Source organism: Paraburkholderia caledonica, from assembly GCF_000383275.1.
Classification (GTDB): Bacteria; Pseudomonadota; Gammaproteobacteria; order Burkholderiales; family Burkholderiaceae; genus Paraburkholderia; species Paraburkholderia caledonica.
The window spans coordinates 144,992-156,851 of record NZ_KB911044.1; the positions used below are offsets into that span (position 1 = coordinate 144,992).

8 protein-coding genes are annotated in these 11,860 nt (G+C 63.2%); 3 read left to right on the forward strand and 5 right to left on the reverse strand.

Annotated features, from left to right (window positions below):
- Positions 1 to 58: 58 nt before the first annotated feature.
- Entirely contained in the window at positions 59 to 1,558 is a 1,500-nt protein-coding gene (locus H281_RS0126695) for a flavin-containing monooxygenase (RefSeq protein ID WP_020070202.1), read from the reverse strand.
- A gap of 184 nt (positions 1,559 to 1,742) precedes the next feature.
- On the opposite strand from H281_RS0126695, the gene H281_RS0126700 reads away from it, so the two are divergent.
- Positions 1,743 to 2,477: a TetR family transcriptional regulator gene (locus tag H281_RS0126700; RefSeq protein ID WP_020070203.1), complete on the forward strand. Its 735-nt coding sequence runs from the start codon at positions 1,743 to 1,745 to the stop codon at positions 2,475 to 2,477.
- Between the two features lie 107 nt (positions 2,478 to 2,584).
- On the opposite strand, the gene H281_RS0126705 is transcribed toward H281_RS0126700, so the two are convergent.
- The 3 genes from H281_RS0126705 to H281_RS0126715 all read right to left on the reverse strand — a co-directional run bounded on the left by H281_RS0126705 (position 2,585) and on the right by H281_RS0126715 (position 5,726).
- Positions 2,585 to 3,802 carry a tetratricopeptide repeat protein gene (locus tag H281_RS0126705; RefSeq protein WP_027804972.1) on the reverse strand — a complete coding sequence of 406 codons (1,218 nt, stop codon included), beginning with the start codon at positions 3,800 to 3,802 and terminating at the stop codon, positions 2,585 to 2,587.
- Between the two features lie 164 nt (positions 3,803 to 3,966).
- A complete protein-coding gene (locus tag H281_RS0126710) occupies positions 3,967 to 4,647 on the reverse strand; it encodes a PspA/IM30 family protein (protein WP_020070205.1) in 681 nt (226 codons plus the stop codon).
- A gap of 446 nt (positions 4,648 to 5,093) precedes the next feature.
- Positions 5,094 to 5,726, reverse strand: coding sequence for a hypothetical protein (locus tag H281_RS0126715; RefSeq protein WP_027804973.1), 633 nt, complete (start codon positions 5,724 to 5,726; stop codon positions 5,094 to 5,096).
- 475 nt (positions 5,727 to 6,201) lie between these two features.
- Here H281_RS0126715 and H281_RS0126720 point away from each other — a divergent pair, with 475 nt between their 5' ends.
- Positions 6,202 to 8,703, forward strand: a complete 2,502-nt coding sequence (locus tag H281_RS0126720; RefSeq protein ID WP_027804974.1) for a penicillin-binding protein 1A — start codon at positions 6,202 to 6,204, stop codon at positions 8,701 to 8,703.
- 360 nt (positions 8,704 to 9,063) lie between these two features.
- Positions 9,064 to 9,942 (forward strand): lipid A biosynthesis lauroyl acyltransferase, encoded by an 879-nt coding sequence (locus H281_RS0126725; RefSeq protein ID WP_027804975.1) that lies wholly within the window; start codon positions 9,064 to 9,066, stop codon positions 9,940 to 9,942.
- 337 nt (positions 9,943 to 10,279) lie between these two features.
- Here the strand turns inward: H281_RS0126725 and H281_RS0126730 are convergent, their stop codons facing one another.
- Positions 10,280 to 11,860: an efflux transporter outer membrane subunit gene (locus H281_RS0126730; protein ID WP_020070209.1), complete on the reverse strand. Its 1,581-nt coding sequence runs from the start codon at positions 11,858 to 11,860 to the stop codon at positions 10,280 to 10,282.

Genomic DNA, 11,860 nt, shown 5'->3' on the forward strand with positions numbered 1-11,860 from the left:
CTATTTGTTCGAATCGAAACTGCAAACGGACATCGAGCCAACCTCAGCCGCCACCGAATCAAGGCAAGAAACGATAATCCTGCGGCCGCACGCGCCGCGTCCGTTTGCGAAAGCTGAACGTGAAGCCCGGCCACAGCGCGGTCACCTTGCCGCTTCCTGTCTGATACCAGCTATGGCAGCCGCTCGACCACACGGAGCGCTGCATATTCTTCTGCAGGCGCGCGTTGTATTCGCGTTGCACGTCGGGACGCAGGTCCATCGCGCGTACGTTGCGCTCACGAAGCACGCGCAGGCAATCGCCGATGTACTGCACTTGCGACTCGATCATGTAGATCATCGAGTTGTGGCCGAGAAAGGTGTTCGGACCAGCGATCATGAAGAAGTTGGGAAAGTCGGCGATGCTCGTGCCGAGATACGCTTCTGGACCGTCGCGCAGCCATAGCGCACGGAGATCCGCGCCACCGATGCCCGTCACCTCGAACGGCGCGCCGAAGCCGTTGAACTGAAAGCCGGTGCCGCAAATGATCGCGTCCGCCGCGTGATGTGCGCCGTCTTGTGTCAAGATGCCGTCCGCGACCACTTCACGAATGTCCGCTGTAATCACGTTCACGTTGGGTTCGACGAGCGCGCGATAGTAGTTGCTCGACAGTAGAACCCGCTTGCAGCCGAGGCGGTAATTCGGCGTGAGCTTCGCGCGCAGTTCCGGGTCTTTCACGCGTCGTGCGAGGTAGCTGAGACACAGCTTCATCGGGCGCTTCATCAGTTGCGGATGCCTCACGAAAGCGATGGCCTGCGATTCGAGCTTCCAGTAGATCGCACTGCGTACAAGTCGCTGCGTGAACGGCACATGCTCGAAGAGCCAGCGCGTGCGTTCGCTGATGCGCTTGTTGGGCTTGGGCATGATCCATGGCGCGGTGCGCTGGAACAGATCGAGTTGCGCGACGCGCGGCTGGATTTCCGGCACGAACTGGATCGCGCTCGCGCCGGTGCCGATCACCGCGACGCGTTTTCCTTCGAGCGGATACGCGTGGTCCCAGCGCGCGGAATGAAACAGCTTGCCTTTGAAACTCTCGAGCCCCGCAATTTGCGGCATGGAAGGGCGGGATAGTCCACCGCTTGCTCCGATCAGCACATCCGCCTCGACGTTCTCGCGCATGCCGTCCACATCCAGGTCGATGTGCCACACGTGACGCGCTTCATCGAACCGCGCGGCCACGACGCGTGCATTGCAACGCACGTAACGATCCACGCCGTACTTGCGCGCGCAGTGCTTGAGGTAAGCGAGAATTTCCGCCTGGCCGCTGAACTCGCGCGACCACGCCGGGTTCGGTTCGAAAGAAAACGAATACAGATGCGAAGGCACATCGCACCCGGCGCCCGGATAGGTGTTGTCGCGCCAGGTGCCGCCGATGTCGCCGGCGGCCTCGTAGAGCGTGAACGACGTAATGCCCATTTTTAGCAGACGCACGGCCATGCCGATGCCGGCGAAGCCGCTTCCCACGATTGCAATGCGCGGCGCGGCGGCTTGTGCGAATGCGGCGGATGAAGCGGGCGTCACAGCAATCTCCGGCAAGGAAGTTCGGGCCGTGTCGTCATTCAGGAGACGCGGCGTGGCCGCGAACAGGCGGCCGCTCGAACGTTACGCGCAGGGTAGACAACTGTGCACCTCGCGTCAAGATCGTTTAGAGTACGCCTATTAAACGCGCGTGCTGCGCGGTGATTCAAAACCCATCACCAAGGCCATGAAATCCGTATTCGAAGCCGTGCCGAATGCCGGCGACACTGCGGCCACTCAGGAATTGCCGGCCGGCAAACGCAAGCTGATTGAAGCCGCGCTGCGGTTGACCGCGGGCGGGCGCGGCTTCGCGAGCCTCGGTCTGCGCGAACTCGCGCGAGAGGCGGGGCTGAACCCGAACACGTTCTATCGTCATTTCGATACGCTCGACGATCTCGCGCGCGAAGCCGTCGATTCGGTAAGCCGTCGGTTGCGGCCGATGCTGCGCCGGGAGCGCTGGCTCGCCGCGCACGACGAACCGCACAGCGTGCCACGGCGCGCATGCGCGGCGTTCTTCGCGTTCGCATTGGAAAATCGCGAGGCGTTTCTGAGCGCTTTAGCTGAGTATCACGGCACGTCGCCTGCGTTGCGCGAAGCCGTGCGCGCGACGCTTCATGCGGTGTCGGCGGAAATGGCGGACGACGTCGTGCAATTGCAATTGATGCCGGCACTGCCGCGCGATGTCGTCGACGAAGTGTGCACGCAGATCGTGCTGCAACTGTTTCATCTGTCAGCGGAGTTCATCGGCGCAGATGCGGACGTGAACGAAGAAGACAACGCTAACGCCGACGTCAACGTCAACGTCGCCCGTCGCGATGCGCTCGTGAGTTATGCCGAGCGCTTTGTCGTGCGGCTATTTGCGGGCGCGATGTCGCTCGCGCGGCACGAGGAAGTGCAGGCGGCCGTATCGAAGCGTGCGTGATTCGTCGGGTGTGCAAAAAAACAGGCTCCATGAAGGGAGCCTGTTTTGCATCGTATTGTCAGGTGCACCACGGTGCACCGCGCTTTGAGCGGCGCGGCGGGCGAGGGCTACGTGTTGTCGCTCCAGCCGCCGGAATCGTCGCTGCTGCCCATGTCGATTCCGCCGCCGCTGTTATCGTTCCAGTCGTTCGAGCCCTGGCCGAAGTCGAGGCCGCCGCCGTTGTCGACATCGTTGCCGCGCCGGCGCGTTTCATCGTCGACGATCACGTCACGCTCGACCACGCGTTCACGTCCGGAGTTCAGCGCTTCTCCAAGCAGAACGCCGGTGAGCAGCCCACCCATGCCGCCACCGAAACCGCCGCCTTGCTGCACGATAACCGGCGGTTGCTGCTGCTGATAGGGACCTTGCTGTTGATAAGGCGGCTGCGACGGATACGGCCCTTGCTGCGGATTGCCAAAGCGCTCGGCTTCGCGTGCATACGGCGATTGCGCGCTGTCAGCCGCGGCGCTTGCATTTGGATCGGGCCGGCCATCGGCTCGCGCGCGCAAGCTGCCGATGCGCTGCTCCAACTCGTCGAGCTGATACGGCGGCACGGGGTTCTTGCTGTTCGATAGCGCTTCAACTAGCGTTCGCAACTGGTCCTCCGTTGCTTCGACTTCTTTCTCCAATGCTTCGTGCCCCGGTGCGGTGGAAAGCTTTACGTCGAGCTTGAGCGAGCGCACTGAGTTGAGCAACTCGGTCGCACGCTTGAGTTGCACGCGACGGTCGTCGTCCGCGCGCGTATCGTCCTGCGAGCGCGCACGGCGCAAGGTCCAACGCAGCACCAGCGCGATCACGCCAACGAGAATCAGAATGCCGACCCACATGCCGATGCCAGGACCATGGCGCTCAGGCGCTTGCTGCACGGCCGGCGTGTTCTGCTGGCCGAACGGATTGGTCGTGCGGTTCGTCAACGAGCCAATCCCGCTTTCACCGCCGTTGCCGCTCGTGCTCGCAGTGCGTTCGGCGTCGCGGCGAATGCGTGCCTCGACTTGCGCGAAGCGCGTCGGGTCGGTGAAACGGATCTGCGGATCGAGCGTCTTGGCCTGCTGGACTTGCGCGAGCGCGTCGCCATAACGACCTTCACGGTCGAGCACCTGGCTGTACAGGTAGTGCGCATGTGCGTTGTTTGGATGCGCCTTCAGCACTTCGGACAGGCCGGCATCGGCCTGCTGCCAGTTGCCTTGCGACATTGCCGATTCGATCTGCTGCACCGTGGGCACGGCAAACGCTGCCGTGGATACGAGCATCAGCGAGACGAACGCACTTGCAATAACTTTTTTCATTTGCAGACCGGGCGCCACGCGCCCGTCTCCTTCAGTCGATTGCGGGGGCCGGCCAACCGGAGGCCGGCTAACCGGGGGCCGGCTAACCGGAGGCCGGCTAACCGGGGGCCGGCCAACCGGAGGCCGGCTAACCGGGGGCCGCCTTACCGCACACTGCGACGCAATTACTGAGCCGGCGAGTTGATCTGCTTTTTCAGTGCTTCCAGCCGGTCTTCCACCGACGGGCCGCGGTTCAGGTCTGCCAGCTTGTCGTCGAGCGCCTTGCCGCTTTTGACGTCGGCGGAATTCAGACGTGCGTCCGAACGGGCATTCGACAACGCGACCTTGTCTTCGAGCTTCTGGAAATCCTCGGACAGGTTTTTCCCGCCGATGCCGCCCAACGCCGTTGCAGCGACGTCTTTCGCTTCGGCGATCTGTTGCTTGGCTTGCAGAATGTTCGAGCGCGCATTCAGATCGTTGCGACGGCTGCGCATGTCCTCGATCTGGCTCTTGAGCTGCGCGACCGAGGGCTCCAGCGTAGAGAGTTCCTTGGTCAGCGCATCGCGTTCTGCTTCGGCCGTGGCTTGCGCGCCGAGCGCTTCGCGAGCCAGCGCTTCGTCGCCGGATTGCAGCGCGCGCTTTGCGCCGTCTTCGTACTTCTTCGCCTTGTCGGCGGCAACATCGCGCTTGCTTTGCTGTGTGGCCACTTGCGCCTGGATCTCGATCAGCGAGTTCTCGGCGCGGCCGATGCTCTCGTCGAGTTCGCGTACGATCTGGCGCGAATCGCGCGACGGGTCTTGCACCGAGTCCGCAGCGTCGTTGAGGAGACCTTTTAGCGTGCGCGAAATGCTGTCAAAAAGCGACATGAAAACCTCCAGAGAATGGTGTCGGCGCTGAATATTCCTGCGCACTCAACTGCTTGTCACTACTACTTTACGCCGCCGCGCGAGAAGCTGCGCAGCGTTCGGACCGGAGGTCGGGGCTTGCTCGCCGATTGCAATAGCGCAACAAGAAATTGTCGGTTTCGCCTGTGCACGTATCGCATGACAAAGCGAAAGGTTTTCGGCGATGAGCGCACCGACCTGTCCCTCAGCAGCTCGCGGATATTACACCACGGGCTCTCTTAAAATGGGCTTAAAGGGCGCGATGAGCGAGCCGCTCAGTGTGCCTGCGGCGAGTGTCGCGAACGTGAACGGCGCACGCGCCGCTCATAAGCAAGCGAGTGACAATGTGCGCAGTCGACCGCTTGCAAGCCGGTGCAAGCCGCTTGCATCGACGTTGCGCGTTCCATTGCTGCCCGCTATCGCGATAGTTACGCGAAGCGGCCGCCTTCGGGGCCAAGATCGCTGTGCGGATCGTCTTCATCGCGCATGGGGTCGAGACGAGGGCGCTTCAGCACGCTTTTCACGTGAGTCTGCACCGTCACGGCGGCGGGCAGCAGTTCCTCGATCGCGGCAGCGCGTGCCGCCGCCATTCTTGCGACAGCCTCGGCGGTTGCCACGGCGTCTTCGTCGACTTCGGCGGTAAGCGCCGCCAGCACGTCAGCAGGCAGCAGCGGGGCAGGTGCAGGCACGGGTGGCACATTTTCAGCCGGAGTTGCAGCGGCCGACGCTGTCGGATCGCCCGGAATACCCGCACCATTGGCATCCGAACCGGTCCGGAGACTCACGCGCGTTTGCAACGCGGCCGGCAGCGCGTCGCGCGCAACCTTCGCGTCGTGCGCGACACGCTGCAGCGCCGCGTCGAGCGCATCAGGCGCGCGGGGCACATTGAGCCGATCGACGATACTCGCTGCTTTCACCTGCTCGCTGGTCGCGCTGAAACTCAGCACGGCGCGCCGCATGAGCTCGCTGACGCTAATGCGGAGTTCGTCCGCAGTGGCGGCGATCGCGCGTTTCTGCGCGGGCGTGACGAATACGACGATGCGTTCGCTGGGCTTTGTCATGATCGGCTCGCATACTTGTTGGCATGGCGCCTGACGGCGCGCATCGGCGCACATCGGCATGCGCGGAGTCCATCATATGACGAGTTGCGCCGATCGCAAACGGGCGCTTCATGAAAATGCCGTGACATCAACGAGTTGTCGCGCTTTTTGTGGTCTTGTCCACAGGCCTTTCAACAAAAACTGGGGATAACTTTGCGAACGTGCGCAAGCGCCTCGCAAGCCTGCCGAATCTACCCACGGTCTGCCGCCGGGCGTGGAAGCGAAGGGAATTCTTACAAAAAAACTCCGTTGAGCGCCGCTTGATTTCTTTAAAATGCGCTGTTACGTTGCGCCGGACGATGTCCCGGGTGCGCCGTGGCGACTCGCCGGGGCACAGAGTCGCACGGCGGTCTGCGCCCAGACTACGCCGCTCACGATTCATGCGCGCCTGACGCGCGAGAACAAGGCGTTGAGTTACGCGCCCACTATTCCAGTCATGCCAATCATCAAACGACCGCATTCCTCGCAATCTCCGGCCGGTCAAGACCGGGACTCCTACCACCGCACGCAGGGACGCAACGCCGCTTCGCGCGACGCCGAAGAGGGCGGCCGCTCGATCGGCGCGACGGTTGCAATCTGGTTCGCGAGCCTCGTCGCGATTGTCGCCGTGGTGGGCGCGCTGATCGTCGGCTACGCACTTGTGGTGATGGGGCCGCAACTGCCTTCGCTCGACGCGCTGACCGACTATCGTCCGAAAGTGCCGCTGCGTGTCTATACGGCGGACCATGTGCTGATCGGCGAATTCGGCGAGGAGCGGCGCAGTCTCGTGCGCTTCCAGGACATTCCCGACCAGATGAAGAAAGCAGTGCTCGCAATTGAAGACTATCGCTTTTACGAGCACGGCGGGGTCGACTTCCTCGGCATTCTGCGCGCCGGCTTTGCCGACCTCGCGCACGGCGGCGCGTCGCAGGGCGCGAGCACGATCACGATGCAGGTCGCGCGCAACTTCTTTCTGTCGAGCGAGAAAACCTATACGCGCAAGATCTACGAAATGCTGCTCGCCTACAAGATCGAGCGCGCATTGACGAAGGACCAGATTCTCGAGCTGTACATGAACCAGATCTATCTGGGCGAGCGCGCTTACGGCTTTGCCGCGGCAGCGCGCGTGTACTTCGGCAAGGATCTGAAAGACATCACGCTTGCGCAGGCCGCGATGCTCGCGGGTCTGCCGAAAGCGCCGTCCGCGTATAACCCGGTCGTGAATCCGAAGCGCGCAAAAATCCGTCAGGAATACATTCTCAGGCGCATGCTGGAGTTGCGCTACATCAGCCAGGAGCAGTACGCCCAGGCGGTGAAGGAAGAGATTCACACGCGGAACCCCGGCAACGAATACAGCGTGCACGCCGAGTACATTGCCGAAATGGTTCGCCAGATGATGTACGCGCAGTACAAGGACGAAACTTATACGCGCGGCCTGAATGTCACGACCACCATCGATTCCGCCGACCAGGACGCCGCGTATCGCGCGGTGCGCAAGGGTGTGATGGATTACGAGCGGCGCCACGGTTACCGCGGGCCGGAAGGCTTCGTGCAATTGCCCGCGCCTGGCGACGACCGCGATCAGACGATCGACGACGCACTCAACGATCATCCCGATAACGGCGAGATCATCGCCGCGGTCGTCACGGACGCGAGCCCGAAGCAGGTGAAGGCGCAACTGGTGGACGGCACGCAGGTGACTATCGCCGGTGATGGCTTGCGCTTTGCCGCCAGTGCGTTGAGCGCACGCGGCGCGGCGGCAACGAAGATCAGGCCGGGATCGATTGTGCGCGTGATGAACGACGCCAAGGGCAACTGGCAGATCACGCAGCTCCCGCAGGTGGAGGGCGCGCTCGTGTCGCTCACGCCGCAGGACGGTGCGATTCGCGCGCTCGTCGGCGGGTTCGACTTCAACAAGAACAAGTTCAATCACATCACGCAAGCCTGGCGTCAGCCCGGTTCGAGCTTCAAGCCCTTCATTTATTCGGCGGCGCTCGACAAGGGGCTTGGACCCGCCACGATCATCAACGACGCACCGCTGTACTTCCCGTCGAGCACGCCGGGCGGCGACGCGTGGGAGCCGAAGGACGACGACCAGCCCGACGGGCCGATGCCGATGCGTCTCGCGTTGCAGAAGTCGAAGAACCTGGTTTCGATCCGGATCCTGTCGTATATCGGCACGAAGTACGCGCAAGACTTCGTTACGCAACGCTTCGGTTTCGACGCCGACAAGACTCCGCCTTACCTGCCGATGGCACTCGGCGCGGGGCTCGTGACGCCGTTGCAGTCGGCGGGGGCGTATTCGGTCTTCGCGAACGGCGGTTATCGCATCAACCCGTATCTGATCAACGAAGTGACGGACGCACGCGGCGAGCCGCTGTCAAAAGCGCAGCCGCTTACCGCAGGTCGCGACGCGCCGCGCACGCTTGAGCCGCGTAACGCGTACATCATGAACAGCCTGCTGCATTCGGTCGCGACCGCAGGCACGGGCGCCGGCACCAACGTGCTGCATCGGTCGGACCTGCAGGGCAAGACCGGAACGACCAACGACGCGAAGGACGGCTGGTTCGCCGGCTATCAGCAATCGCTTGTCGCGGTCGCGTGGATGGGTTACGACCAGCCGAAGACGCTCGGCAGCCGCGAATTCGGCGCACAGCTCGCGCTGCCGATCTGGGTCGAGTACATGCAGCGCGCGTTGCGCGGCGTGCCGCAGAGCGAGCCGGCGCAGCCTCAAGGGGTGACTTCCGTCGACGGCGAACTGTTCTACTCGGACATGACGCCGGGCAACGGTTTTGTCGCCAGCATCGGTCTCGATTCGGCGAATCCGACGGCGGGTGTAAACGACGCGGTTGGAGGCGTGGGGCCCGCGGGCTTGACGCCGCCGGCGGTGCCGCCGCCGAGCGTGTCGTCCAATGAGAAGAAGCAGATCATGGATCTGTTCGAATCGAACAAGCCTTGATGAACAATGCGCGTGCTGGCCGATCGGCCGCGCGCGCAACGCGGTGCCCGCAGCGGTGACACGTGCGGGCTTCACGCTTTCCGGCGGCGCTCGGCCGGTAGCTAGCCTGCCGATTCTGTTTGCGAGACGCACGCTGTGTTTTAATCACGCCTGCGATGCTCGATCGGGGTCCATTAGCAGGCTGGATTCGTTAGCTGTTTCTATCTCGAGCATGGCTGCGTCTTGCGGCGAGCAAGGCGTCACCATCCCTCAAGCGCGCCCGGACCCGGCCGGATGCGCGCACATGCCACGTTGAGCGCTGGCGGCACAAGAGCCGCAGCCGCCGACGTATTTGCCTTCCAGCATCCACCGGGTTCCGCATTGAAAAGTCGAATTCTCATCTGTCTGATGACGGGGCTGCTGCGCGCCTTCGCAATATTGCCGTATGGCCTCGTCGCGCGGTTCGGCAACGGCGTCGGCGCTCTGCTGTACCGGATTCCGAGCACGCGGCGGCGGGTGGTGCATACCAACCTGAAGTTGTGTTTCCCCGACATGAGCGACGCGGCGCGCGAACGTCTTGCGCGCGCGCATTTCTGCCACGTGATCCGCAGTTATGTCGAGCGTGGGCCGCAATGGTTCGGCAATGCGCAGGCGCTGGCCCGTCTCGTCGAAGTGGAAAGCGCAATCGATCTCGCGGAGGTTCGGTCTCAGCCGACGATCTTCGTAGGCTTCCACTTTGTCGGCATCGAGGCCGGGTGCATGATGTATTCGACGCGGCATCCAGTGGCGTCGCTTTACACGCCGATGTCGAACCTGTTGCTCGACGCGATGGCGAGGCGCCAGCGCGGGCGTTTCGGCACCGAGATGATTCCGCGCAGCGACAGTGTGCGGCGCGCGTTGCGGGCCTTGCGCGACGGCACGCCGGTGATGCTCGCGGCAGACATGGACTTCGGTTTGCGCGATTCGGTGTTCGTGCCGTTCTTTGGCGTCCAGGCCTGCACGCTCACATCGGTCTCGCGGATGGCGCGCGCGGCGAACGCCCGGGTCGTGCCGTTCGTGACGGAGGTGCTGCCGGGCTATCGCGGCTACAAGCTGAGCATCTTCGAGCCGCTAGCCGGTTTTCCGTCGAACGACGTAACGGTGGACGCACGACGGATCACCGAGTTTCTCGAGACGCAGGTGCGACGGATTCCTGATCAATATTATTGGGTGCACAAGCGCTTCAAGAATCGTCCGGAAGGGGAGGCGGGCGTTTATTGACGCAGCGTGCGCCTGTATGTGCGTGCTGTCGTTGCGCGTGCAGTGGCGGCAAACGCGTCACGAGGGCAAACGCTTGTGCGTTCAAGCACTTGGCTGTTGTGTCCTATGGTTATCCACAAAGCTGTGAACAAAGTCTGTGGATAGATTGGTTCGGCAAGGCATTGGGCGAAAAACTATAGGGGTACCGACGTCTGATCCGACGGACGCTTCCCATCCTGTCGACCCATGCTTCATTCCACGCCGCCACCCATAACACCAGTCGGCTCAACGAGTTAGCCCGCTTGTCAGAAAGTTTTCAACAGCCTATTCAACATCAACTGGGGATAAGTGCGGGGCGTCAATTCGGATTGCCTGGTTCGGCCCCGGACGCGTGCGCAGTTGCCCTTGATGTTGCCTGCGCAGTTGCGCCTGGACTTGCTCCCGATCCCGCCGCCTCGACGGGCGGATTGCCCATCGCCTGAAATAGCGCCGCCGTGTCCGTCAGACGCGCGCTCGTATAGCGAATCTCGTCGAGTTGCGCGTTGCGAAATTGCTGCTCGCTCGTGCGCGTGGACGATACAGGTACGGCGCCGAGCCGATAGCGGCCGGAGGTTTCATCGAAAATTCCCTGAGCGGAACGCGTCGCTGTATTCGCGGCGTCCAGCGCCTGCGCGTCGTGTTCGAGCGCGGCCAGCGTGTCAGCGACATTCTGAAACGCAGCAAGCACCGTCTGCTTGTATTGCGACACCGTGGCTTCATAGGTGTTCATGGCCGCGCGGCGCTGTGCGACCAGCGCGCCGCCGTGAAATAACGGCTGCGATAAAGAGGCGCCGATGCTCCAGATGGCGCCCGCGCCGGAGAGCGCGACGGGCCAACTGAAGCCGCCTTGTCCCATCGATGCGCTTAACGACAGGCTCGGGTACATCTGCGCGGTCGCTACGCCCACATCGGCGGCCGCAGCTTTTAGCGCGGCGTCGGCAGCCTGAATGTCGGGCCGAGCCTGTAACAGTTCGCTCGGCACAACCACCGGCACCTGCTCGGGCAGATGCAAGCCCGCGAGTTCGAGATCGGCTGGCGCGGCGTCCGGGGTACGGCCAAGCAGCACGGCCAACGCATGATGGGTGGTCTGCCATTGCTGCCGCAACCCCGGCAGGCTCGCGGACAAGCTCGCCGCACTCTGTTGCGCGCTCAACTGATCGGCGTGCGACACGGCCCCGAGCGCATAGCGTCGTTGTGCGTCGCGTGCCTGATCATTGGCAAGCGTCACGAGCCGTTCGGTGGTGTCGATCTGCACGCGCAACGCGGCGCTCGTAATCGCGGCGCTCACGATGTTCGCCGCGAGCGCGCGACGGGCAGCATCCAGCTGATACGCCTGCACGTTCACGCGTGCGGCCAGCGCAGCGTCGGCGAGGCGCGAGGCGCCGAACAGGTCGATCGTGTAATGCGCCTGCAATTGGCCTACGAAGATGTTGTACAGGAACGTGTTAGGGCCAATCTCAGGAATCGCGAGCGCGCGATTGCGCGTCGCCTGGCCGCCTGCGTCGATGGTGGGCAGCATCGAGCTGCCAATCTGGCCGCGCAGCTGTTCGCGCGCGGCGGCGAGACTCTGCTCGGTCGCCGCGAGAGTCGGGCTGTTGCGCAGCCCTTCGTCGACGAGCGCATTCAGCGCGTCCGATCGATACAGCTTCCACCATTCGGGTACCGGCTTCGCGCCGACCACGAACTGCTGCGCGACGCCTTGCGCCAGGACCGTCTGCGCCGGTTGCGCTTCGCTGCCGTAGTGGACCGGCTGCGGCATCGCCGGCGGCTCGCCGTTAGGCCCGAACGAACAGGCCGCCAAGACAAACGCGGAGCCCGCGAACGCAACGCTCGACGGCAGGTGTGCGGCCTTCAAACCGCCGAAGCATCGAACGACGCAGGAACGTGCGAAGTGGATCAT